The sequence below is a fragment of the Pseudomonas sediminis genome (assembly GCF_002741105.1).
In the GTDB taxonomy this organism is placed as follows: Bacteria; Pseudomonadota; Gammaproteobacteria; order Pseudomonadales; family Pseudomonadaceae; genus Aquipseudomonas; species Aquipseudomonas sediminis.
Genome location: NZ_NIQU01000001.1, coordinates 1008113 through 1033259, shown reverse-complemented (window position 1 = coordinate 1033259; position 25147 = coordinate 1008113). Strand labels below are relative to the sequence as shown.

Annotated in this window: 18 protein-coding genes; 13 read left to right on the top strand and 5 right to left on the bottom strand. The window is 61.1% G+C overall.

From position 1 onward, the window contains the following. Window position 1 precedes the first annotated feature (1 nt). From hslV to CDO35_RS04720, 4 genes are all read right to left on the bottom strand, one after another. Entirely contained in the window at window positions 2–532 is a 531-nt protein-coding gene (gene hslV, locus CDO35_RS04735; RefSeq protein ID WP_004372920.1) for an ATP-dependent protease subunit HslV, read from the bottom strand. Between the two features lie 238 nt (window positions 533–770). Next, window positions 771–1445 (bottom strand): SPOR domain-containing protein, encoded by a 675-nt coding sequence (locus CDO35_RS04730; protein ID WP_099522796.1) that lies wholly within the window; start codon window positions 1443–1445, stop codon window positions 771–773. Continuing rightward, window positions 1446–3185, bottom strand: a complete 1740-nt coding sequence (gene argS / locus CDO35_RS04725) for an arginine--tRNA ligase (protein WP_099522795.1) — start codon at window positions 3183–3185, stop codon at window positions 1446–1448. Window positions 3186–3290: 105 nt separating this feature from the next. Next, a complete protein-coding gene (locus tag CDO35_RS04720; RefSeq protein ID WP_099522794.1) occupies window positions 3291–5510 on the bottom strand; it encodes a primosomal protein N' in 2220 nt (739 codons plus the stop codon). Window positions 5511–5668: 158 nt separating this feature from the next. Here CDO35_RS04720 and rpmE point away from each other — a divergent pair, with 158 nt between their 5' ends. The 4 genes from rpmE (at window position 5669) to CDO35_RS04700 (ending at window position 9514) form a co-directional block, all read left to right on the top strand. After that, a complete protein-coding gene (rpmE, locus tag CDO35_RS04715; protein ID WP_003459015.1) occupies window positions 5669–5881 on the top strand; it encodes a 50S ribosomal protein L31 in 213 nt (70 codons plus the stop codon). Window positions 5882–5907: 26 nt separating this feature from the next. Further along, complete coding sequence (locus tag CDO35_RS04710) at window positions 5908–6708, top strand: thermonuclease family protein (RefSeq protein WP_099522793.1); 801 nt, start codon at window positions 5908–5910, stop codon at window positions 6706–6708. After that, window positions 6705–8141, top strand: a complete 1437-nt coding sequence (locus tag CDO35_RS04705; protein WP_099522792.1) for a M48 family metalloprotease — start codon at window positions 6705–6707, stop codon at window positions 8139–8141. The genes CDO35_RS04710 and CDO35_RS04705 overlap by 4 nt, the downstream gene beginning before the upstream one ends. 104 nt (window positions 8142–8245) lie before the next feature. Further along, a complete protein-coding gene (locus CDO35_RS04700; protein WP_099522791.1) occupies window positions 8246–9514 on the top strand; it encodes a malic enzyme-like NAD(P)-binding protein in 1269 nt (422 codons plus the stop codon). A gap of 101 nt (window positions 9515–9615) precedes the next feature. Here CDO35_RS04700 and CDO35_RS04695 read toward each other — a convergent pair whose 3' ends face one another. Next, window positions 9616–12024, bottom strand: coding sequence for a penicillin-binding protein 1A (locus tag CDO35_RS04695; protein ID WP_425048526.1), 2409 nt, complete (start codon window positions 12022–12024; stop codon window positions 9616–9618). A 184-nt stretch (window positions 12025–12208) separates the two neighbouring features. Between CDO35_RS04695 and CDO35_RS04690 the strand changes: the two genes are divergently transcribed. The 9 genes from CDO35_RS04690 to gltB all read left to right on the top strand — a co-directional run bounded on the left by CDO35_RS04690 (window position 12209) and on the right by gltB (window position 25116). Continuing rightward, window positions 12209–13273: a pilus assembly protein PilM gene (locus tag CDO35_RS04690; RefSeq protein WP_017678539.1), complete on the top strand. Its 1065-nt coding sequence runs from the start codon at window positions 12209–12211 to the stop codon at window positions 13271–13273. Further along, the gene (gene pilN / locus CDO35_RS04685) at window positions 13273–13845 is read left to right on the top strand and encodes a type 4a pilus biogenesis protein PilN (protein ID WP_099522789.1); all 573 of its coding nucleotides are present in this window, start codon (window positions 13273–13275) and stop codon (window positions 13843–13845) included. The genes CDO35_RS04690 and pilN overlap by 1 nt, the downstream gene beginning before the upstream one ends. Beyond that, window positions 13842–14465, top strand: a complete 624-nt coding sequence (pilO, locus tag CDO35_RS04680; protein ID WP_099522788.1) for a type 4a pilus biogenesis protein PilO — start codon at window positions 13842–13844, stop codon at window positions 14463–14465. Before pilN ends, pilO begins: the two co-directional genes overlap by 4 nt. Further along, complete coding sequence (gene pilP / locus CDO35_RS04675; protein WP_099522787.1) at window positions 14462–14986, top strand: type 4a pilus biogenesis lipoprotein PilP; 525 nt, start codon at window positions 14462–14464, stop codon at window positions 14984–14986. The genes pilO and pilP overlap by 4 nt, the downstream gene beginning before the upstream one ends. 55 nt (window positions 14987–15041) lie before the next feature. After that, on the top strand, window positions 15042–17159 hold the full coding sequence (locus CDO35_RS04670) for a type IV pilus secretin PilQ (protein WP_099522786.1): 2118 nt from the start codon (window positions 15042–15044) through the stop codon (window positions 17157–17159). A 5-nt stretch (window positions 17160–17164) separates the two neighbouring features. Beyond that, on the top strand, window positions 17165–17683 hold the full coding sequence (aroK, locus tag CDO35_RS04665) for a shikimate kinase AroK (RefSeq protein WP_099522785.1): 519 nt from the start codon (window positions 17165–17167) through the stop codon (window positions 17681–17683). 51 nt (window positions 17684–17734) lie between these two features. Further along, the gene (gene aroB / locus CDO35_RS04660; protein WP_099522784.1) at window positions 17735–18838 is read left to right on the top strand and encodes a 3-dehydroquinate synthase; all 1104 of its coding nucleotides are present in this window, start codon (window positions 17735–17737) and stop codon (window positions 18836–18838) included. 10 nt (window positions 18839–18848) lie between these two features. Beyond that, window positions 18849–20429, top strand: coding sequence for an SPOR domain-containing protein (locus CDO35_RS04655; RefSeq protein ID WP_099522783.1), 1581 nt, complete (start codon window positions 18849–18851; stop codon window positions 20427–20429). Window positions 20430–20667: 238 nt separating this feature from the next. Next, window positions 20668–25116 carry a glutamate synthase large subunit gene (gene gltB, locus CDO35_RS04650; RefSeq protein ID WP_099522782.1) on the top strand — a complete coding sequence of 1483 codons (4449 nt, stop codon included), beginning with the start codon at window positions 20668–20670 and terminating at the stop codon, window positions 25114–25116. Window positions 25117–25147: the final 31 nt, after the last annotated feature.

Here is a 25147-nt window from a genome sequence, read left to right as displayed (position 1 = left end):
GCTACTCGGCAGCGTCCAGTTCCTCGATGGTCTGATGATGGTTGGTGAACACGCAGATGTCGCCGGCGATGCCGAGTGCGGTCTGCGCTACCTCAAGGGCCGACAGGTCGGTCTTCATCAGCAAGGCGCGCGCGGCGGCCTGAGCGAAGTTGCCGCCGGAGCCCATGGCGATCAGGCCTTCCTCGGGTTCGACCACGTCGCCGTTGCCGGTGATGATCAGGGAGGCATCCTTGTTGGCTACGGCCAGCATGGCTTCCAGGCGGCTCAGGCTACGGTCCGTACGCCAGTCCTTGGCCAGCTCGACGGCGGCGCGTACTAGGTGGCCTTGATGTTTCTCGAGCTGGCCTTCGAAGCGCTCGAACAGGGTAAAGGCGTCGGCGGTGGCACCGGCGAAGCCGGCCAGTACCTGGCCGTGGTAGAGGCGGCGCACCTTCTTGGCGTTGCCCTTCATGACGGTGTTGCCGAGGGAAACCTGGCCGTCGCCAGCCATCACGACCTTGCCGTGGCGGCGCACTGAAACGATGGTGGTCAAGGGTGAATCTCCACGCTGCGGGGCGAACTTGCCCGGATGGAAACTCAGATGGGGTGCCCGCCGCAGATTTTCAACCGGCGGCGGGCTCAACAGGCTGTTGAAAAACTACCTGCGTTGTCTTGCCGTCGTTAAAAACAGCCTCAAAATGCTCATTTACAACGCGTAAGCTGCGCTTTTTCGGCTGTTTTTGCCTCGGCCAGCCTGCCTCGCCTACGTTTTTCAACGGCCTGTCGGACGATCAGCGGACCTGGCGCTGCTGTAACAGCAGATTGCTGTAGCCGTTGCCAGCGAGGGTCTTCTGCGCGGCCGCGAGTTGCTCGCGACTGGCGAAGGGGCCGACTAGAACCCGGTGCCAGGTCTCGTCGCGCACCTTGCCAGTTTCCACGCGTACGTTCTGGCCGAGCAGGATGATCTGCGCGCGCACAGTGTCGGCATCATCACGCTTGCGGAACGAGCCAGCCTGGAGGAAGAACTGCGTGGTGACGGGCGCGCTGGCCAGTACCGGCGGCGCAGGCGGCGGCACCTGGCCGTTGAGCGCAGCTTCGGCGCGAGCGGTGTCGATCTTCGCGGCTTCTTCCGGGGTGACCGGTTTCTGTTCGGGCACGGGTGGCGGCGTTTCTTCCAGTGCCTGCGGCAGGATCACTTCCGACTCCGGCAGCAGGGTGTAGAAATCGTACTTGGGTCTGGACGGCTCGGGTTGCGTCGGCTTCGGCTCCGGTTTGGTACTGCGGACCTGCTCGCCCTTGTCGCGCTTGATCTCGTCACGGCCCGGTTCGAGGCTGAACAGAAACATGAAGAAACCGCCGACCACCAGGCCGCAGGCCAGCCAGATCCACCCTGGTACGGGTTTCTTCGCTGGGGCTTGATAGCGACTGGCGCCGCGTTTCGGTGCCGGCTTCTTGCGCGCTGCCATTTACATCCGCTCCAGGGTTTCCAGGCCGAGCAGCTCCAGGCCCTGCTTGAGAGTGCGGCCGGTGAGGGCGGCCAGACGCAGACGGCTGTCGCGGGTGGCTTCGTCCTCGGCGCTCAGGATCGGGCAATTCTCATAGAAGCTGGAGAACAGGCCGGCGAGGTCATACAGGTAGGCACAAAGAATGTGCGGCGTGCCCTTGTCGGCGACGTTGCCGAGCAGCTCGTTGAATTGTGCCAGCTTGGCGGCCAGGGCTTGCTCCTGATCGGCAACTAGGGCGATTTGCCCGCCGATCTCGTCCACGCCCTTGCCCAGCTTGCGGAACACACCGGCCACGCGGGTATAGGCGTACAGCAGGTAGGGTGCGGTATTGCCTTCGAAGCTCAGCATCAGGTCGAAGTTGAAGCTGTAGTCGCTGGTGCGGTGCTTGGACAGGTCGGCGTATTTCACCGAGGCGATGCCGACCACGCGTGCAATTTTGCGCAGTTCGTCTTCGGCGAGGTCCGGGTTCTTGTCCTTGACCAGGCTGTAGGCGCGCTGTTCGGCTTCGTCGAGCAGTTGCACCAGTTTCACGGTGCCGCCGTCGCGGGTCTTGAACGGGCGACCGTCCGGACCGTTCATGGTGCCGAAGCCCATGTGTTCCATTTCCATGCTGGCGGGGACGAAGCCTGCCAGGCGCGCGCAGGCGAAGACCATCTGGAAGTGCAGGGCCTGGCGCTGGTCGACGAAATACAGCACACGGTCGGCCTTGAGCGTGCCGGCGCGGTAGCGGGTGGCGGCAAGGTCGGTGGTGGCATACAGGTAGCCGCCGCCGGCCTTCTGCACGATCAGCGGCAGCGGGTTGCCTTCGGCATTCTTGAACTCGTCCATGAATACGCACTGCGCGCCGTTGTCTTCGGTCAGCAGACCCTTGGCGGCCAACTCGGCAACCACTTTCGGCAGGTCGTCGTTGTAGGCGCTCTCGCCTTTGACGTCGGCCATGCTCAGCTTGACGCCGAGGCGGTCGTACAGCGCCTGGCAGTGCGACAGGGAAATGTCGTTGAAACGGTGCCACAAGCGCAGGCACTCGGCGTCGCCGGCCTGCAACTGGACCACCAGCTCGCGGGCGCGGTCGGCGAACTCGCTGGATTCGTCGAAGCGCTTTTTGGCGGCGCGGTAGAAGTCTTCCAGGTCGGCCAGCTCGCTTTCGGCGGCCGCCGGGTTTTCCTGCATGTAGGCCAGCAGCATGCCGAACTGGGTGCCCCAGTCGCCGACATGGTTCTGGCGAATCACGCCGTCACCGAGGAACTCCAGCACGCGCGCCACACCGTCACCGATGATGGTCGAGCGCAGGTGGCCAACGTGCATTTCCTTGGCCAGGTTGGGCGCAGACAGGTCGACCACCACGCGCTGCGCTGCGCCGTTCTTGCGCACGCCGAGCTTGGCATCGGCCAGCGCTGTTTCCAGGCGCTGGGCCAGGGCATCGCTGTTCTGGAAGAAATTGAGAAAGCCCGGGCCGGCGATTTCCACCTTGGTGACTTGTTCGTCGGCCGGCAGGGCAGCGATCAGCTTCTCGGCCAGGTCGCGCGGCTTCATGCCGGCCGGTTTGGCCAGCATCATGGCGATGTTGCTGGCGAAGTCGCCGTGGCTCTTGTCCTTGGTGTTCTCCACCTGAATGGCCGGTGTCAGGCCGGAAGGCAGCACGCCTTCGGCGGTCAAACGGTCGAGGGCTTGCTGGATCAGGTGGCGAATGCTGTCTTTCATGTTCGGCTCGGGTTGCCTTGGGGCTTTGGTCGAAAACTGCGCATTATAAGAGCAGCGGCAAGCTGCAAGCCACAAGCAGGCATCACCCTGTTACAGCGCGTCGCCTCAGAACAGATCGATCGGGTCTACGTCCAGCGACCAGCGTACCGCACGGCCGCTGGGCATTTGCTCAAGAGCATGCAGCCAGTGGTTGAGCAGGCGGTGCAGCGGTGCGCGAGCGTTGCCCTGGACCAGCAGTTGCGCGCGGAAGCGGCCGGCGCGGCGCTCCATCGGCGCGGGTACCGGGCCGAGCAGTTCGATGCCGGTCAATCCCAGCTCACCCAGCAAATGCTCGGCCTCACTGCAGGCCTCATCGAGAAAACCTTCTGCCTGGCCGGGCTTGTGCGCTTCGGCGCGCAGCAGAGCCAGATGGCAGAACGGCGGCAGGCCGGCGCTGCGGCGTTCGCTCAGGGCCTGTTCGGCGAAGGCGAAGTAGCCCTGCTCGGTCAATTGCACCAGCAGCGGGTGGTCGGCCAGGTGGCTCTGGATGATCACCTTGCCCGGCTCCTCGGCACGCCCAGCGCGGCCAGCGACCTGCACGATCAACTGCGCCATGCGCTCGCTGGCGCGAAAGTCAGCCGAGAACAGGCCGCCGTCGGCGTCGAGGATCGACACCAGCGTCACCCGCGGGAAATGGTGACCCTTGGCGAGCATCTGCGTGCCGACCAGGATGCACGGCTCGCCCCTGTTTATGGTGGCGAACAGGCGATCCATCGCGCCCTTGCGCGAGGTGCTGTCGCGGTCGATGCGCAGCACCGGGTAGTCGGGGAACAGCACCGCCAGGCGCTCTTCGGCGCGTTCGGTGCCGGCACCGACTGGACGCAGGTCGACGTGCTGGCATTTCGGGCAGTTGCTCGGCTGCCGTTCGACATGGCCACAGTGGTGGCAGCGCAGTTCCTGATAGCGCTGGTGCACGGTGATGCGCGCATCGCAACGCGGGCACTCGGATAGCCAGCCGCAATCGTGGCAGAGCAGGGTCGGGGCGAAACCGCGGCGGTTGAGAAACACCAGCACCTGCTGACCAGCCGCCAGGGTTTGGGCGATGGCCTGCTGCATCGGCCCGGAGATGCCCGAGTCCAGCGGCCGGCTCTTTACGTCCAGGCGCAGGAAGCGCGGCTGGCTGGCACCGCCGGCGCGCTGGGTCAGCTTGAGCAGGGCGTAACGGCCGCTGTAGGCGTTGTGCAGGCTTTCCAGTGAGGGCGTGGCGGAGCCGAGCACGATCGGCACGTCTTCCTGGCGGGCTCGTACCAGAGCCAGGTCGCGGGCGTGGTAGCGCAGGCCTTCCTGCTGTTTATAAGAGGCGTCGTGTTCTTCGTCGACGATGATCAGCCCAGGGTTCTTCATCGGCGTGAACAGGGCCGAGCGGGTGCCGATGATGATGTCGGCCTCACCATCGCGCGCCGCCAACCAGGCGTCCAGACGCTCGCGGTCGTTCACCGCCGAATGCAGCAGGGCGATACGAGCGTTGAAGCGGCGAGCGAAGCGGTCGAAGGTCTGCGGGCCGAGATTGATCTCGGGGATCAGCACCAGCGCCTGCTTGCCGGCCTCCAGGCACTGGTGGATCAACTGCAGGTAGACCTCGGTCTTGCCGCTGCCGGTAACACCCGCGAGCAGGAAGGCATTGAACTGATCCCAGCCCGAGGCCACGGCATTCACGGCGGCGCGCTGCTCGGCGTTCAGCGGCAGTTCCGGTTGCGCCAGCCAGTGTGCGGGCTTGGCATGCGGCTGGGTGCGGCGCACCTCGACCCGCACCAGTCCCTTCTCATGCAGTAGCTGCAGGCTGTCGCGGTTGAGTTGCAGCTGACTGAGCAGGCTGTGGGCCACGCCATGAGGGTGTTGCGCCAGCGCCTTGAGCGCGTCGCGTTGGCGTGGCGCGCGGGCAAGGCGTGGGTCGTCGACGCTGGCGCCTTTGCTGGCCAGCCAGTAACGCTCCTGGCGGGTTTCGGCTGGCTCGCCCTGACGCAGCAGTACCGGCAACGCCCAGCTCAGGGTGTCGCCGAGGCTGTGCTGGTAGTACTGCGCTGTCCACAGGCACAGCTTGAATAGCGACGCCGGGAGCGGTGGGCGGGTGTCGAGCAGCTCCAGGGCGGGCTTGAGCTTGCCCAATGGGACCTCGCTCTGGCTGTCGACCTCAACCAGCACGCCGATCATCTCGCGCCGGCCGAAGGGCACGCGCAGGCGTACGCCTGGCTGCAAGGCACTGCGCGACACGCCGACGGGGGCGAGGTAGTCGAACAGGCGGCGCAGCGGCGAGGGCAGGGCAAGGCGCAGGATCAGGTCGGGCAAGCCAGGAGCTCCTTTGACAGGTCGGCGATCTTAGCACGCGACGACCGGCGCCTTGCGCGGCTTGCATCGACTCACGCGTCTGGTAAGATGCGCGGCCTATTTCTGTGCGGTGCCTGACATTGGTCGGGTGGCGGCACGACTACCCTGAGGAAAGCACGATGAAAGCCGATATCCATCCGAACTACGTCGAAATCGACGCTACCTGCTCCTGCGGTAACGTGATCAAGACCCGCTCCACCCTGGGCAAGAACCTGAGCCTCGACGTATGCTCCGAGTGCCACCCGTTCTACACCGGTAAGCAGAAAGTGCTGGACACCGGCGGCCGTATCGATCGCTTCAAGCAGCGCTTCGGCGTATTCGGCGCCAAGTAAGCGACCGAACGAAAGCGGAATCTGGCATGCGCCACTCCGTGATACTGAAAAAGGCGTCCCTGGTGGGCGCCTTTTTCATTTCTCTGCTTTGCGTCGATCTGGCTCAGGCCTTCTGTCCGCTGCGCACAGATCTGCCTCAGGTTGCCGTGCGTCAGGTGGTTGATGGCGACACCGTGCGTCTGGCCGATGGGCGCAGCATTCGCCTGATCGGTATCAACGCGCCGGAGCTGGGCCGCAAGGGCCGCAGTGACGAGCCCTACGCAGTGCAGGCCAAGCGTCGTCTGCAGGCGCTGGTCGATGCCGGTGACGGACGTGTCGGTCTGCTCTACGGCGCACAGCGCAAGGATCGTTACGGCCGTACCCTAGCCCATCTCTATAACCGCCAGGGGCGTAATCTCGAAGCGCAACTGCTGGGCGAAGGCCTCGGCTTCATGGTGGCGGTGGCGCCCAACAGCGCGCTGGTGGCCTGCCAGGCGCAGGCCGAGCGCCAGGCGCGCAGCAAGCGGCTTGGCGTGTGGCGTGACGAGCAGGTTAAGACGGCTGGCCAGTTGCGCGGTGGCGGCTTCGCCTTGCTCGGTGGGCGAGTCACCAGTGTGCAGCGCAACCGCGGCGGCCTCTGGATCGACCTCGATGGCAGTCGGGTGCTGCGCGTGGCGCCGGAACTGCTGGGTGAGTTCGACGTGCGTGCCTTGGAGAAACTCAAGGGGCGGCAGGTGGAGGCGCGCGGCTGGGTCATCGATCGCCAGAGTCGCGGCGGCTTGAAATCCGGGCAGGCGCGCTGGATGCTGCCGCTTACCCATTCGGCGATGCTGGAGGTGTTGCCATGATTCGTGCATTGACGCTGTGTCTTATCTGCGGCTGGTTGGCGGGCTGTGCGGTCAATCCTGCAACGGGTCGCAACGATTTCGTGATGATGAGCGAACGCCAGGAGTTGGAGCTCGGTGCGCGTTATAACCAGGAAATCCTCAAGCAATACCCGCGCTATCAGGACGCCAAGTTGCAGGCCTATATCCAGCGCGTTGGCGAGCGGGTAGCGCGCAGCAGTCATCGCAATCAGCTCAACTACGTTTTCACTCTGGTGGACAGTCCGGACGTCAATGCCTTCGCGTTGCCGGGTGGCTACATCTATATCCATCGTGGCCTGCTCGCCTACCTCAACTCCGAGGCAGAGCTGGCCGCCGTGCTGGGGCACGAGGTCGGCCACGTGACGGCGCGTCATAGCGTGCGCCAGCAGAGTCAGTCCACGGCCTGGGGCTTGCTCGGCCAGGCCGCCGCCATCGGTACCGGTGTCGGCGCGCTGGGCGATCTGACCAGCGTCATGGGCAATGCTTTCGTGCGCGGCTACGGCCGCGACATGGAGTTGGAGGCCGATGGCCTCGGCGCGCAATATCTGGCGCGTGGTGGCTACGATCCGCAGGCGATGATCGAAGTGGTCAAGGTGCTCAAGGGGCAGGAGGATTTCGCCCGCGAGCAGGCGGCCAAGCGTGGAGAGGCGCCAGCGGCGGGTGGTTACCACGGTTTGTTCGACACGCACCCGGATAATGACCGTCGTTTGCAAGAGGTGATCGGCCCGGCGAGTGCGCTGGTGGGTGGCAACCAGGAAGTGGGGCGTGACAAGTTTCTGCAGATGCTCGACGGCCTGGTGTTCGGCGATTCGGCGGCCAGTGGCATTCGCCGCGGACGCCATTTCTATCACGGCGAACTGGATTTCACTCTGACCTATCCGCAGGGCTGGCAACTGGTCAATCGTCCCGATGTACTTATCGGCCATACCCAGGATGAGCAAGCCTTTATCGCCATGACGCTGGAGGCAGCGGACAAGCAGCTTTCGCCCGCCGAGTATCTGCGCCGGCGCGTTGGCAATCAGCGTCTGGTCGCGGGTGAGGAGCTGCGTCTGGGGGCGCTGCAAGGCTATACGGCGGTGTTGCAGGGGCAGTCGGCGCGTCGCGTGGCGGTGATCTATCGCGGCGAGAGTGCTTACCTCTTCGTGGGGGCGGTGAAGGGGCGCGCTTCGCTGGAAACCGAGGACCAGCGTTTCCTCGAGGTCATCCGCAGTTACCGACCGCTGAAGGCGGCCGAACGCAAGCTGGCCGAGCCGGTGCGCTTGCGCTTGGTACGGGCCAAAGCGGGGCAGAGCCTGTCCACTCTGGCCAAGGACTCGCCGCTACCAACTGACGGCGAGGCCCAGTTGCGTTTGCTCAATGGGCTCTATCCAAGCGGTGAGCCGCGCTCTGGCGAGTGGCTGAAAACGCTGCGCTAGTGCGGCGCTTCAATCGCGACCGAACGGTCTTGTGCAGGTGTATACAACTTGCGTATCCTCGGCCGCCTGCCCGTTCAACAGCCAACAAAAGCGGAAATGCCACTATGTCAGATCTAAAAACTGCCGCTCTCGAATATCACGCCCAGCCCCGCCCCGGTAAGCTGAGTGTCGAGTTGACCAAAGCCACTGCTACCGCCCGCGACCTGTCGCTGGCCTACAGCCCGGGTGTCGCCGAGCCGGTTCGCGAAATCGCGCGTGATGCCGAGCTGGCCTACCGTTACACCGGTAAAGGCAACCTGGTAGCCGTGATTTCCGACGGTACCGCCATCCTCGGTCTGGGTAACCTCGGCCCACTGGCTTCCAAGCCGGTGATGGAAGGTAAAGGTGTACTGTTCAAGCGTTTCGCCGGCATCGACGTGTTCGATATCGAAGTCGATTCGGAAAGCCCGCAGGCCTTCATCGACACCGTAAAACGCATTTCCATCACCTTCGGCGGCATCAACTTGGAAGATATCAAGGCCCCCGAGTGTTTCGAGATCGAGCGCGCGCTGATCGAACAGTGCGACATCCCGGTCTTCCACGATGACCAGCACGGCACCGCTATCGTGACCGCTGCCGGTATGCTCAACGCCCTGGAGATCGCTGGCAAAACGCTCGAAGAAGCGAAGATCGTCTGCCTGGGTGCCGGCGCTGCTGCTATCTCCTGCATGAAGCTGCTGGTGAGCATGGGTGCCAAGGTCGAGAACATCTTCATGATCGACCGCAAGGGTGTGATCCATGCCGGTCGCGACGACCTCAACCAATACAAGGCCGTGTTCGCCACCGAGACCGACAAGCGCACGCTGTCCGATGCGCTCGACGGTGCTGACGTGTTCGTCGGCCTGTCCGGTGCCAACCTGCTGAGCCCGGAAGACCTCAAGCGCATGGCGGCCAATCCGATCGTCTTCGCTTGCTCCAACCCGGACCCGGAAATCAAGCCGGAACTGGCGCATGAGACCCGCAGCGACGTAATCATGGCTACCGGTCGTTCCGACTACCCGAACCAGGTCAACAACGTGCTGGGCTTCCCCTTCATCTTTCGTGGTGCTCTGGACGTTCGTGCCACCCGTATCAACGAAGAGATGAAGATCGCTGCAGCGCTGGCGCTGCGTGACCTGGCCAAGCTGCCGGTGCCGCAGGATGTCTGTGACGCCTACGGCGGTATCGAGCTGTCGTTCGGGCGTGAGTACATCATTCCGAAGCCGATGGATCAGCGTCTGATCACTGTGGTTTGCGATGCCGTGGCCAGGGCTGCCATTGAGTCCGGCGTAGCGACCCTGGCGTACCCGAAGCACTATCCGCTGACCTCGGTGGATGATGTGTTCAACGGCTAAGCCGGCTGAATGCACAAACAAAAAACCCGCCTAGGCGGGTTTTTTGTTGTCTGTCGCTTTCTCCCGGATACGAGCTTTTGCTCGTGTGGGCGAAGTGCCGATCAGAACAGATCGATCGGCGCCATTTCATCGGCCGGTAGCGGGCTGCCAGGAGCGCCCATGCCGGGCTCGAACTCACTCATCGGTGGTGGCGAGTCTTCGCTTTTGAACAGCTCGAAGTAGGCGTCCGGCGTACCAGGTGCGGCAGCGCGGCCACTGACCGGGTCGACGCGCAGCGTCAGCAGGCCCTTGGGTTCTTTGGGTAGATGGTTGGGGCGGTCCTTGAGTACCGCGCCCATGTAGCCCATCCAGATGGGTAGTGCGACGGTGCCGCCATACTCGTGGCGGCCGAGACTTTCCGGCTGATCGAAGCCGGCCCAGACAGTGGTTACGTAGTCGGCGTTGTAGCCGGAGAACCAGCTGTCCTTGGACTCGTTGGTGGTACCGGTCTTGCCCGCCAGGTCGTTACGACCCAGTGCAAGGGCGCGGCGACCGGTGCCGCGCTTGATTACATCCTGCAGCATGCTGGTCATGATGTAGGCCGTGCGCTCGTCGATGATCTGCTCAGCTACCTTGGGTTCTTCCAGGGGCAGATCGTCGGCCGCGTTAACCGTAAGGTTGGCATTCTCCTCGGTCGGCTCGCTGCCTGGGGCGCGCGCCGGGTTGGCGCGGAACAGCGGTTTACCGTTGCGGTCATCTATGCGTTCGATCAGGTAGGGCTCGATCTTGTAGCCGCCATTGGCGAAGGTGGCCCAGCCCTCGGCGATTTCCATCGGCGTCAGGCTGGCAGTGCCAAGGGCCAGCGACAGGTTGCGCGGCAGGTCCTGCGGGGCGAAGCCGAAGCGCTCGATATAACGCAGGCTGCGGTCGATGCCCATGTCCTGCAGCAGGCGGATGGAAACCAGGTTGCGCGACTTGTACAGCGCTTCGCGCATACGAATCGGGCCGAGGAAGGTGTTGTTATCGTTCTTCGGTCGCCATTTCTGCGACAGGTAGTCGTCAGAGAGAATAATTGGCGCATCGTTGACCAGCGTCGCAGCGGTGTAACCGCTATCCAGTGCCGCACTATAAATGAAGGGCTTGAAGCTCGAGCCTGGCTGGCGCTTGGCCTGTACGGCGCGGTTGTAGTTGCTCTGGTCGAACGAGAATCCGCCGACCAGTGATTGAATGGCGCCGCTGTATGGATCGAGGGAAACCAGTGCGCTCTGCGCCGCTGGGACCTGGACGAAAAGCAGGCTGCCATCTTCCTGGCGCTGCACGCGCACGATATCGCCCACCTGAGCGACATCGCCGGGCTGCTGCGGGCGTGGGCCAAGGCTGTTGGTATTGAGGAAGGGGCGCGCCCACTTCATGCTGTCCCAGGCCACGGCCTGTTCTTCGCCGTTGCGGGTCAGCACCAGGATGCCGCTTTTCTCGACCTGGGTAACCACTGCCGGCTCCAGGCCGCCGATGCTGCGAAACTTGCCCAGTTCAGCGAGCCAGGTTTCACGTGTCATGCCTGGCAGGCGGCTTTCAGGGCCGCGGTAGCCATGGCGTTGATCATAGGCGATCAGTCCATCACGTAGTGCGCTGTTGGCCACTTCCTGCAGATGGCTGGGCACGGTGGTGGTGACGTTGAAGCCTTCCGTATAGGCCTCGCTGCCATAACGGCCGACCATTTCGGCACGCGCCATCTCGGCTATATAAGGTGCGCTGAGTTCTGGTGCAGGAACGTGATAGCGTGCGTCGACCACCTCGGCAAGCGCTTCCTCGTAGCTAGCCTGGTCGATGCGACCCAGGCGATACAGGCGGCCGAGAATCCAGTCGCGGCGCTCCTTGGCGCGAGTCGGGTTGACCAGTGGGTTGTAGCGCGAGGGGGCTTTCGGCAGGCCGGCGATCATCGCCATCTGTGCCAGGTTGAGGTCGCGGATCGACTTGCCGTAGTAGACCTGTGCGGCAGCTTCGATGCCGTATGCGCGGTGGCCGAGGTAGATCTTGTTGACGTAAAGCTCGAGGATCTCGTCCTTGCTCAGCTCGCGCTCGATTTGCAACGCCAGGAGAATTTCGGTGGCCTTGCGCGAGAAGCTGCGCTCGCTGGTCAGGAAAAAATTCTTCGCCACCTGCATGGTGATGGTGCTGCCGCCGCTCTGAATCTGGCCGCTTTTCAATAATTGCGTGGCAGCGCGCATCAGGCTGGTCACATCGACGCCATAATGATTGGCGAAATTATCGTCTTCGGCGGCCAACAGGGCGCTGATGAATTCCTTGGGGATCTCGTCGAAGCGAATGGGCGAGCGGCGCATCTCGCCGAACTCGGCGATCAGCTTGGCATCGCTGCTGTAGACGCGCAGGGGGATCTGCAGCTGGACCTGGCGCAGCGACTCGACGGACGGAAGGGTCGGGCTAAGATAAAGAAACGCGCCGCTGAAACTGAGCAACAGCCCACAAAAAACGGCAACGCAAGACCACCAGAAGAACTTCAGCAGGCGTATCAAAATGTTCGGAATTCCAAGTAAAAGAATGAGTTAAGCAGGGGCTGAGGCAAAAAGGGAAAAGCTGATCACATTATAAGCGTTTTTTTTCCCGGGGAGCCATTTGCGCTTCTGTCAAGACTGATATTTAATGTGGAAAAACATAAATAGTCCGTAAGTCGCGGATGCCAATAGGAAAACGGTCGTGCTAGGGCTCTTCACTAAGAAAGCGAATACGCTGCTGGGGATCGATATCAGCTCGACTTCGGTCAAGCTCCTCGAACTGAGTCGCTCGGGAAGCCGCTACAAGGTAGAGGCTTATTCCGTCGAGCCGCTTCCACCTAACGCAGTGGTAGAGAAGAACATCGCCGAGCTGGAGGGGGTCGGTCAGGCGCTCTCGCGCGTTTTGGCCAAGGCCAAGAGCGGTGTCAAGACGGCCGCGGTTGCTGTGGCTGGTTCGGCGGTCATCACCAAAACCATCGAAATGGAAGCCGGCCTTTCCGAAGATGACCTGGAAAACCAGCTGAAGATCGAGGCTGACCAATACATTCCCTACCCGCTGGAAGAAGTCGCCATCGATTTCGAAGTGCAGGGCCCGGCGCCGCGTAATCCTGAGCGGGTTGAGGTGCTGCTGGCTGCATGCCGTAAGGAGAACGTGGAGGTCCGCGAAGCAGCCCTCGCGCTCGCCGGGCTTACCGCGAAAGTGGTCGATGTCGAGGCTTATGCCCTCGAGCGCGCTTACGGTTTGCTGGAGGCGCAGTTGGGTGGCGGTCACGACGAGTTGACTGTCGCGGTGGTGGATATCGGCGCGACGATGACCACGCTCAGTGTTCTGCACAATGGCCGCACCATCTACACCCGCGAGCAGCTTTTCGGTGGCAAGCAACTGACCGAGGAAATTCAGCGCCGCTATGGCCTGTCGGTCGAGGAAGCTGGTCTTGCCAAGAAACAAGGTGGTCTTCCAGATGACTACGACAGCGAGGTTTTGCAACCGTTCAAAGAAGCTGTCGTTCAGCAGGTTTCGCGCTCGCTGCAGTTCTTCTTCGCCGCTGGGCAATTCAATGATGTCGACTACATCCTCCTGGCTGGTGGTACTGCGTCCATTCCTGATCTCGATCGACTGATCCAGCAGAAGATCGGTACGCAGACGCTAGTTGCCAATCCCTTTGCCGATATGGCGCTGAGCAGCAAGGTCAATGCCGGTGCGCTGGCCAGTGATGCGCCGGCACTGATGATTGCCTGTGGTCTGGCGATGAGGAGTTTCGACTGATGGCGCGGATTAACTTACTTCCCTGGCGTGAACAGCTGCGCGAGGAGCGCAAACAGCGGTTTTTGGTAAGCCTGGTCGGTGTCCTCGTTGTGGCTGCTGGCTTGGTCTTTCTGGGTGATCAATTTCTCAGTTCGGCGATCAGTAACCAGAATGCGCGAAATGACTTCATAAAGAAGGAGATCGCAGTTCTCGATGCGCGTATCAAGGAAATCAGTGAGCTGAGAACGCGTCGCCAGCAATTGCTGGAGCGCATGAAGATCATCCAGGACCTGCAGGGCAATCGACCAATCATCGGTCGTGTGTTCGACCAGTTGGTGAGAACGCTTCCGGACGGTGTGTATTTTACCAGTGTGAAAATGACGGGTAAGAGCATCGCCATCATTGGTGCGGCAGAGTCGAATAATCGCGTCTCGAATCTGATGCGTAACTTGGATGGTTCGGAGTGGTTGGCCGCGCCCAATCTGACCGAAGTCAAAGCTGTCACAGCAGGGGCTTTGGATCAGGCGAATGTGTTTCAGCTGACTGTCCAGCAGACACAGCCTGATCAGGAAAAGGCGGAGGCGGCTAAATGAGTATTAAGAATTCCCTGGACAGCCTGCGTAGCATTGATATCAATGAACTTGATTTGAACAATGTTGGGTCGTGGCCTGGCGCGGTTAAATTCATTGCTGGCCTACTGCTGCTTATTATCGTTCTGGTGTTGGGTTACAACTTCCACCTCAAAGATATGCAAAGCATGTTGGAGCAGCGTCAGCGAGAAGAAGTGACGCTGAAGGAGCAGTTCTCCAGCAAAGCATTTCAGGCTGCGAATCTGGAAGCTTACAAAGAGCAGATGCAGGAAATGGAAGTTTCCTTTGGCGCTCTTTTACGTCAACTGCCAAGCGACACCGAGGTTCCTGGGTTGCTGGAGGATATCACTCGTACCGGCTTGGGCAGTGGCTTGGAATTCGAAGAGATCAAGCTGTTGCCGGAAGTGGCTCAGCAGTTCTATATCGAGCTGCCGATTCAGATCAAAGTCACCGGTAGCTATCACGACCTTGCTACTTTCGTAAGCGGTGTCGCTAGTCTGCCGCGTATCGTCACCTTGCATGACTTCCAGTTGGCACCCGCCAGTACTGAAAACTCCAGCCGCCTGAACATGCAGATCATGGCCAAGACCTATCGCTACAATGATAAGGGGGCTCAACAATGAGTTTCTCTCGTTTGGTTCTGGTGACAGGTTTCGTTTTCTTGGCCGGGTGCGGTGTCGGTAGTGATTTTTCCGACCTGCGCACCTATATGGATGAAGTACGCGCAAAGCCTAAAGGCGCTATTGAGCCGCTGCCGACGTTTCAACCCTATGAAAGCTTCACCTACCGTGCTGCGTCCTTGCGTAGCCCCTTTCAGCCTCCGGTTAAAATCGATGTCGTCACTCGGCAGAAGGGGGCGCCGGAGATTAAGCCGGATGAAAGTCGTGTCAAGCAATTCCTCGAGGGTTTCAATATTGAAACATTCGAGATGGTTGGCACGCTGAGGAATGATCGCCAGTTATTCGCTCTGGTTAACGGCGCGGGTGGTGTTCATCGTGTAAAAGTTGGCGACTATCTGGGGCGTAACCACGGCAAGATTCTCGTGATCGATGACTCCAAGATCGATGTTATGGAAATTGTTCCAGATGGCGAAGGTGGCTGGCTTGAGCGACCACGCAGCCTTTCCTTGAAGGAGCGCTCCTGAGGGGGCGGGGTAAAAAATGAATATAAATAATCTGTCTGCCACACGGGATACGAAAATGAACGGCTCTCTTTCGCGTCTTAGCGTCGCCCTGTTGGCGGCGCTGCTGTCGCCCGCGGTATTGGCGGCCAATCTCCAGGATTTGAATGTCGCCAGCTTGCCCGGTGATCGGGTTGAGCTGAAGCTGTCCTTCGATGAGCCGGTAACGGCTCCTCGCGGCTATACCATCGAGCAGCCTGCGCGTATTGCTCTGGACCTGCCGGGGGTATCGAACAAGCTCGGCTCCAAGAATCGTGAGCTGGGTGTCGGCAATGCGCGTAGCGTCACCATCGTCGAAGCCAAGGACCGTACCCGTCTGATCGTCAACCTCACCAATCTGGCGCCATACAGCACGCGAGTCGAGGGTAACGATCTGTATGTCTTGGTTGGAGATGCCTCTGCAGCCGCAGCGCGACCCTCTGCGTCGGCGCCAGCGTCGGTAACGGCTGCTCCGCCCAAGAAAACCTACGGGGCGCAGGCGAAAGCAATCAGCAATATCGACTTTCAGCGTGGTGAGCAGGGCGAGGGTAATATTGTCATTACCCTTTCCGATGCCTCGATAAGCCCTGATATCCAAGAACAGGGTGGGAAGATTCGTCTGGATTTTGCCAAGACTGAGCTGCCTGAGTCCCTGCGTGTACGCCTGGATGTGAAAGATTTCGCAACGCCCGTGCAATTCGTCAGCGCCACGGGTAGTGCTGATAAAACCAGTATTCTGGTCGAGCCGGTCGGTTTGTATGACTTCCTGGCCTATCAGACCGAGAACAAGCTGACCTTGAGCGTCAAGCCTCTCAGTCAGGACGATGTCGAGCGCCGTAAGGCGGAGCGTTTCGCTTACACCGGGGAGAAGCTGTCGCTTAACTTCCAGGATATTGATGTGCGTTCCGTTCTGCAGTTGATCGCCGATTTTACCGATCTGAATCTGGTGGCGAGTGACACTGTCGCCGGCAACATCACCCTGCGTCTGCAGAATGTGCCTTGGGATCAGGCACTTGATCTGGTGTTGAAGACCAAGGGTCTGGATAAGCGTCAGATTGGTAACGTCCTGCTGGTGGCCCCGGCGGACGAAATCGCTGCTCGTGAGCGCCAGGAGCTGGAGTCGCAGAAGCAGATTGCCGAACTCGCTCCGCTGCGTCGTGAGCTGATTCAGGTGAACTATGCAAAAGCTACCGATATGGCCAAGCTCTTTCAGTCGGTCACAAGTGCCGATGGTACTCCTGATAGTCGTGGCTCCATCACTGTTGATGATCGTACCAACAGTATCATCGCGTATCAGACCCAGGAACGCCTAGACGAGCTACGCCGTATCGTTGCGCAGCTCGATATCCCGGTCAGGCAGGTCATGATCGAAGCGCGTATCGTTGAGGCCAACGTCGATTATGATAAGGCTCTTGGCGTGCGCTGGGGGGGATCGGTGCGTAATGGTCGATGGGATGTCAGTGGCAAAGATGGTGCGCAGATTTTCGATGAAGACACTGGACAGCGTAAATTTTTGGGTACCGACACGATTGGTAATACCACGGTGGACGATGGTCTTGCCAACTTGCCCTTCGTCGACATGGGGGTGCAGAACAGCACGTCTGGTATTGCTATAGGTTATTTGGGGAGCAATATCGTTCTTGATCTTCAGCTGTCTGCTATGGAAAAAACTGGCAACGGCGAGATCGTATCGCAGCCGAAAGTTGTTACCTCTGACAAGGAAACGGCAAAGATCTTGAAAGGGCAGGAGGTTCCTTATCAGGAGGCCAGCTCGAGTGGCGCTACCACTACGTCATTCAAAGAGGCAGCGCTGGCTCTGGAAGTTACTCCGCAAATTACTCCGGATAATCGCATTATCATGGAGGTCAAGGTCACGAAAGATGCGCCTGATTTCGCGAATTTGGTCAATGGAGTCCCTCCGCTCAACAAGAACGAGGTCAACGCCAAGGTTTTGGTCAACGATGGTGAAACCATCGTGATTGGCGGTGTGTTCTCCAACACCCAAACGAGTGCGGTCGAGAAGGTGCCATTTTTGGGTGATCTACCGTTCTTGGGGCGTGTGTTCCGTCGAGATATCATTCGGGACAACAAAGCCGAGTTGCTGGTTTTCATCACTCCGCGCATCATGAACAACCAAGCCATTGCCGTGAACCGATGACCTAAGTGCGGAATGTAATCCTCGTTGGCCCGATGGGAGCTGGAAAGAGCACCATCGGGCGTTTGCTTGCTAAAGAACTGCGTTTGTCTTTTAAGGACTCCGACAAGGAGATCGAGCAGCGTACCGGTGCCGACATACCCTGGATATTCGATGTCGAGGGTGAGCAGGGCTTTCGTGAGCGGGAGCGGGCGGTGATCGCCGAGCTCTCGATGCAGGACGGTCTTGTGTTGGCCACTGGCGGTGGGGCAGTCATGCGCCCGGAGAATCGTCAGGCTCTGCATGCGGGTGGGCGAGTCGTCTACCTGCATACTTCTGTGGAACAGCAGATCGACCGCACGTCGCGTGATCGCAATCGCCCGTTACTGCGCACGGCCAATCCGTCTCAGGTGCTCAGAGATCTGATGGCCATGCGTGATCCTCTATACCGAGAGGTCGCCGATATCATCATCGAGACGGATGAGCGTCCGCCACGCATGGTGGTTCAGGAAATTCTCTTGCGCCTGGAAGCCCTCTCGCCCCGTTAAAGCGCGGGGCGAACTGCGCTATCCTAGTGGCCTTTTTCTCCTGGGGGCCTCATGCAGACTCTTCACGTCGATCTCGCTGAACGCAGCTATCCCATTTATATCGGTCAGGGGTTGCTGTCTCGCCCTGCACTGCTCACACAGCACATAGCTGGTCGGCAGGTGGCAATCGTGACCAACGAAACCGTCGCGCCGTTGTATCTGCAAGCGCTGCTACAGGTGCTCGAAGGCTATAGCGTTACCTCTGTGGTGTTGCCCGACGGTGAGGCGTTCAAAAACTGGGAAACCTTGCAGCTGATCTTCGATGGCCTGCTGAGCGCTCGACATGATCGGCGCACCACTGTCGTGGCGCTTGGGGGGGGGGTGATTGGTGATATGGCGGGCTTTGCTGCGGCCTGTTATCAGCGTGGTGTCGATTTCATCCAGGTCCCGACGACTCTGCTTTCGCAGGTTGACTCCTCGGTGGGTGGCAAGACTGGCATCAATCATCCGTTGGGCAAAAACATGGTAGGTGCCTTCTACCAGCCCAAAGCCGTTGTGATCGACACGAGCAGTCTTGATACCTTGCCTGTTCGCGAGTTGTCGGCTGGCCTTGCCGAAGTCATCAAGTATGGTCTGATCTGCGATGAGCCCTTCCTGGCATGGCTGGAGCAGAATATGCCAGCCTTGCGTGCACTTGATCAGCAGGCGCTTACCTATGCTATCGAGCAATCCTGTGCGGCCAAGGCGCGTGTCGTCGGTGCGGACGAGCGTGAGTCGGGAGTGCGCGCCACTCTCAATCTCGGTCACACCTTTGGGCATGCCATCGAGACCGAGCAAGGGTATGGTGTGTGGCTGCATGGCGAGGCCGTTTCCGCTGGAACGGTGATGGCGTTGGAAATGTCCTATCGCCTGGGCTGGCTATCGGCAGCGGATCGAGACCGAGGTGTACGCCTGTTGCAGGCGGCCGGGCTGCCAGTGGTGCCGCCGCAGGATATGACGCCTGCGCAATTCCTCGAGCATATGGCAGTGGACAAGAAGGTGCTCGATGGTCAGCTGCGTCTCGTGTTGCTAAAGCGTTTGGGTGAGGCTGTAGTGACTGCCGATTACCCGCGTGAGATTCTCGACGCCACGCTGCGTAGCGATTACGCCGCGCTGGCTCAGTCGTCCAACTCTTGAAGAGTGATTCATGACCAGTTTGCATGCTGACGAAGCTTTCCTGGCGCATTACCAGTTCAGTCACGACCCCTTTGCGCCACGAGTGCCTGGCTTCAAGTTCTTCCCGGCGCAGCGCAAGCCGGTGCTGGGGCAATTGCATCACCTGGCGCGTTACAGCCAGCTGTTGCTCGCCGTGGTCGGTCCCGAAGGCAGTGGCAAGACGCTGCTGCGTCAGGCATTGGTTGCCAGCACTAACAAGCAGGCGGTGCAGAGCATTGTCGTTGCGCAGGGTGTCACCGGTAGCGAGGCGCTGCTGCGCCAGGTCGCTCAGGGGCTGTCCATAGCTCAGGCCGATGTGCGTTCGATTCTGGCGCAGGTAGGGCAGTTGGCGTTGACCGGGCAAGAGGTTTATCTGCTGGTCGACGACGCTGATCAGCTGGATGACGCGGCGCTCAAAAGCGTCTTGGCGCTTGCAGCGGGCAATGCCGAGGGGCGTCCGCATATCTTTCTGTTTGCGGAGCAGGATCTGTTGGCGCGCTTGGAAGCGTTGGCAGGTGGCGAGGAGTGTTATCACGCGATCGAGCTTCAGCCGTACGCTGAAGAGGAAACGCGCGACTACCTGGCTCAGCGGCTCAATGGCGCCGGCCAGAGTATTGATCTGTTGACCGAAGAGCAGATCGAGGACATTCATGTTCGTGCTCAGGGGTGGCCCGGAGCAATCAACCACGAGGCGCGTGAACTGTTGGTCGAGCAGATGCTCGCACAGCGCTCGGCTGGTCGTGGTACGGGCGGCGGTTTTGCCCTGCCGAAAAAGCATCTGTTGGCGCTGGCCGTCGTGTTGGTCGGCGTTGCTGCTGCCTGGTTCATGCAGGGACGGGAATCTGCCCCGCCTGCGCCGGTGGCCAGCAACTCGTCGCTACCTTTGCAGTCGTCCACGCCGGCCGCAGAAGCTGAAGAGCCGGCGCAAGCGCCTGCTACAGAAAGTCGCGCGCCAGCTATCGAGTTCGCGGGAGCCAGTCAGCCACTACCGTTGCCGTTGGTGGGTGAGTCCCAGAGCGTGATTCGCCAGCCGTTGGCTGAGGCGGCTGGCGAAGAATTGGATAACTTCGAGCCCCCGGCCTCACCCGAACCCTCGACAGTGACTTTGCCATCTGCCCCAATCGCTGCTGCACCTGCACCTGCACCTGCACCTGCACCTGCACCTGCACCTGCACCTGCACAGCAGCCTGAACCGGCTACACCCAAACCAGCGACTCCGGCCCCCGCTCCCGCTCCCGCTCCGGCTGCGACGCCCAAGCCTGCGCCCGCTACGGCAGCGGCCAATGCACATGCGGGGAGTTGGTACGCGCAGCAACCGGCGTCCCGCTATGCCTTGCAGGTGGTCGGTTCGCGTTCGGAGGCCAATATTCAGGCGTTGGTGCGTGAGGGCGGTAGCGAATATCGTTATTTCAAGAAGGTCCACCAGGGACAGCCGCTGTATGTGCTGACCTATGGTAGTTTTGCCAGTCGCGACGCCGCTCAGGCGGCCGTGAAAACTCTGCCGGCCAAGCTGCAGGCCGGTAAACCCTGGCCTCGTACGTTGGGCAGTATCCAGCAGGAAATGAGCCGTTAGACGCTCTGTCCCAAGATGACCGCCTGGTCGTTAGCACGACCTTGCGGTCTTATCCTTCGTTTTTGCGACATAAACTTTCACCCTCTCGTCACGAAAATTTGTGACGAGATGGGTGGATATGTACAATGACCTCCCTTTTGCCCATGCAAAGCTGGCCCGTGCCCGCTTTTCGGGTTCAAGTCATTGAATTAGAAAGCAATTTGCCTGAAGTTTAGGCAGCCTGGTGAGAGTTTCCCCTATGAAAGCAGGTTTGTACCGTCCTGATGAGTTCAAGGATAACTGCGGCTTCGGCTTGATCGCCCATATGCAAGGTGAGCCTAGTCATCACCTGCTCAATACCGCTATTGAGGCCCTCACCTGCATGACTCACCGCGGCGGTATCAACGCCGACGGCAAGACCGGTGATGGCTGTGGCCTGCTGATCCAGAAGCCCGACCAATTCCTGCGCGCGATCGCTCAGGAGCAATTCGGCGTCGAACTGCCTGCGCAATATGCGGTGGGCATGGTGTTCTTCAATCAGGATTCGGCCAAGGCCGAAACCGCGCGCGAGAACATGAACCGCGAGATCCTCGCGGCCGGCCTGCAACTGGTGGGCTGGCGCAAGGTGCCGATCGACACCAGCGTGCTGGGTCGCCTGGCGCTGGAGCGTCTGCCGCAGATCGAGCAGGTGTTCATCGGTGGTGATGGCCTGTCCGACCAGGAATTCGCAATCAAGCTGTTCAGTGCCCGCCGTCGCTCGTCTGTCGCCAATGCCAACGACAGCGACCACTACATCTGCAGCTTCTCGCACAAGACCATCATCTACAAAGGTCTGATGATGCCGGCGGACCTGCAGCAGTTCTACCCGGACCTGGGTGACGAGCGCCTGCAGACCGCCATCGCGGTCTTCCACCAGCGCTTCTCCACCAACACCCTGCCGAAGTGGCCGCTGGCACAACCTTTCCGTTATCTCGCGCACAACGGTGAGATCAACACCATCACTGGCAACCGCAACTGGGCGCAGGCCCGTCGCACCAAGTTCGCCAACGAGATGATTCCCGATCTCGACGAGCTGGGCCCGCTGGTCAACCGTGTCGGTTCCGACTCCTCGAGCATGGACAACATGCTCGAGCTGATGGTCACCGGTGGCATCGACCTGTTCCGTGGCCTGCGCATGATCATTCCGCCGGCCTGGCAGAACGTCGAGACCATGGACGCCGACCTGCGCGCGTTCTACGAATACAACTCCATGCACATGGAGCCCTGGGATGGCCCGGCCGGCGTGGTACTGACCGATGGCCGCCATGCCGTGTGCCTGCTCGACCGTAACGGGCTGCGCCCGGCGCGTTGGGTCACCACCAAGAACGGCTACATCACCTTGGCGTCGGAAATCGGCGTGTGGGATTACCAGCCCGAGGACGTCATCGCCAAGGGCCGTGTCGGCCCAGGGCAGATCCTCGCGGTCGATACCGAAACTGGCCAGGTGCTGGATACCGAGTCCATCGACAGCCGCCTGAAGTCGCGCCACCCCTACAAGCTGTGGCTGCGCAAGCATGCCCAGCGCATCAAGGCGACGCTGGAAGACCGCGATCATGGTTCGGCCTTCTACGACCCGGATCAGCTCAAGCAGTACATGAAGATGTTCCAGGTCACCTTCGAGGAGCGTGACCAGGTGCTGCGCCCGCTCGGTGAGCAGGGCCAGGAAGCCGTCGGCTCCATGGGCGATGACACGCCGATGGCCGTACTCAGCCAGCGCGTGCGCTCGCCGTACGATTACTTCCGCCAGCAGTTCGCGCAGGTCACCAACCCGCCGATCGACCCGCTGCGTGAAGCGATCGTCATGTCCCTGGAAATCTGCCTGGGCGCCGAGCGCAACATCTTCAGCGAGTCGCCGGAGCACGCTACCCGCGTGATCCTCAGCAGCCCGGTGATTTCGCCGGCCAAGTGGCGTGCGCTGATGAACCTGGATCGCCCGGGCTTCGACCGTCATGTCATCGACATGAACTACGACGAGTCGCTGGGCCTGGAAGCCGCCGTGCGCAACATGGCCGATCAGGCCGAGGAAGCTGTGCGTGCCGGCAAGGTGCTGCTGGTACTGACCGACCGCCACATCGCTCCGGGCAAGCTGCCGGCGCATGCCGCGCTGGTCACTGGTGCCGTGCATCACCGCCTGACCGAGAAAGGTCTGCGCTGCGACTGCAACATCCTGGTGGAAACCGCCACTGCGCGTGACCCGCACCACTATGCCGTGCTGCTGGGCTTCGGTGCCTCGGCGGTCTACCCGTTCCTGGCTTACGAAGTGCTGGGCGACCTGATCCGCACCGGCGAAGTGCTGGGCGATCTGTACGAAGTCTTCAAGTACTACCGCAAGGGCATCTCCAAAGGTCTGTTGAAGATCCTGTCGAAGATGGGCATCTCCACGGTCGCGTCCTATCGCGGTGCGCAACTGTTCGAGGCGGTCGGCCTGGCTGACGAAGTCACCGAGCTGTGCTTCCGGGGTGTGGCCAGCCGCATCCAGGGTGCGCGTTTCGTCGATATCGAAAGCGAGCAGAAGCTGCTGTCCTTCGAGGCCTGGAACAACCGCAAGTCGATCCAGCAGGGCGGCCTGCTCAAGTTCGTCTACGGCGGCGAGTACCACGCCTACAACCCTGACGTGGTACGCACGCTGCAGGACGCCGTGCAGCAGGGCAACTACGAGAAGTACAAGGAATACTCGAAGCTGGTCGACACCCGTCCGGTGTCGATGATCCGTGACCTGCTCAAGGTCAAGGAGTCCAGTGCGCCTATCAGCCTGGACGAAGTCGAACCGCTGCAATCGATCTTCAAGCGCTTCGACGCCGCGGGCATCTCCCTCGGTGCGCTGTCGCCGGAGGCGCACGAGGCGCTGGCTGAGGCGATGAACCGCCTGGGCGGTCGCTCCAACTCCGGTGAGGGCGGCGAAGACCCGGCCCGCTACGGCACCATCAAGAGCTCGAAGATCAAGCAGGTGGCTACCGGCCGTTTCGGTGTGACCCCGGAATACCTGGTCAACGCCGAAGTGCTGCAGATCAAGGTGGCCCAGGGTGCCAAGCCCGGCGAGGGCGGCCAGTTGCCGGGCGGTAAGGTCAACGGTCTGATCGCCAAGCTGCGCTACGCGGTGCCGGGCGTGACCCTGATCTCGCCGCCGCCGCACCACGACATCTACTCGATCGAAGACCTGGCGCAGCTGATCTATGACCTCAAGCAGGTCAACCCGAAGGCACTGGTGTCGGTCAAGCTGGTGGCGGAAGCCGGTGTCGGCACCATCGCTGCCGGTGTGGCCAAGGCCTACGCCGACCTGATCACCATTTCCGGTTACGACGGCGGTACCGGCGCTTCGCCGCTGACCTCCATCCGTTATGCCGGCGCGCCGTGGGAGCTGGGTCTGGCCGAAACCCACCAGACCCTGCGCGGCAACGACCTGCGCGGCAAGGTGCGGGTACAGACCGACGGCGGTCTGAAGACCGGCCTGGACGTGATCAAGGCAGCCATCCTCGGCGCCGAGAGCTTCGGCTTCGGCACCGCACCGATGGTGGCTCTGGGCTGCAAATACCTGCGCATCTGCCACCTGAACAACTGCGCCACCGGCGTGGCCACGCAGAACGACAAGCTGCGCAAGGATCACTTCATCGGCACCGTCGAGATGGTGATGAACTTCTTCACCTATGTCGCCGAGGAAACCCGCGAGTGGCTGGCCAAGCTGGGCGTGCGCAGCCTGGAAGAGCTGATCGGCCGCACCGACCTGCTCGAAGTGCTGCCGGGCGAAACCGCCAAACAGGGCAACCTGGATCTGTCGCCGCTGCTGGCCAGCGCACACATCCCGGCTGACAAGCCGCAGTTCTGCCAGGTGCCGAAGAACCCGCCGTTTGACGAAGGCCTGCTGGCCGAGAAGATGGTGGAAATGGCCAAGGACGCCATCGCCGGTAAGACCGGTGGTGAGTTCGAGCTGAGCATCGGCAACTGCGACCGCTCCATCGGTGCGCGCATTTCCGGTGAGATCGCTCGTGTGCATGGCAACCAGGGCATGAACGGCGCGCCGATCACCTTCCGCTTCAAGGGTACTGCTGGTCAGAGCTTCGGCGTGTGGAACGCCGGTGGTCTGCACCTGCGCCTGGAAGGCGACGCCAACGACTACGTCGGCAAGGGCATGACCGCAGGCAAGATCGTCATCACCCCGCCTGCGGGCAGCCCGTTCGCCACCGAGGACAGCGCCATCATCGGTAACACCTGCCTGTACGGCGCTACCGGCGGCAAGCTGTTCGCCACCGGCACCGCGGGTGAGCGTTTCGCTGTGCGCAACTCCGGCGCTCATGCCGTGGTGGAAGGCACTGGCGACCACTGCTGCGAGTACATGACCGGCGGTTTCGTCTGCGTACTGGGCAAGACCGGCTACAACTTCGGCTCGGGCATGACCGGCGGCTTCGCCTACGTGCTCGACATGGACAACGGCTTCTACGACCGCGTCAACCACGAGCTGGTGGAAATCCAACGCATCAACAACGAAGCGATGGAGGCCTACCGCAGCCACCTGGAAAGCGTGCTCGCCGAGTATGTCGAGGAAACCGGTAGCGAGTGGGGGCAGAACCTGCTGGAGAACCTGGACGATTACCTGCGCAAGTTCTGGCTGGTGAAACCGAAAGCGGCCAGTCTGAAGTCGCTGCTGTCCAGCACCCGTGCCAACCCGCAATAAGAATGCGCCTGAAGTGGTTTGATGAGGTAAT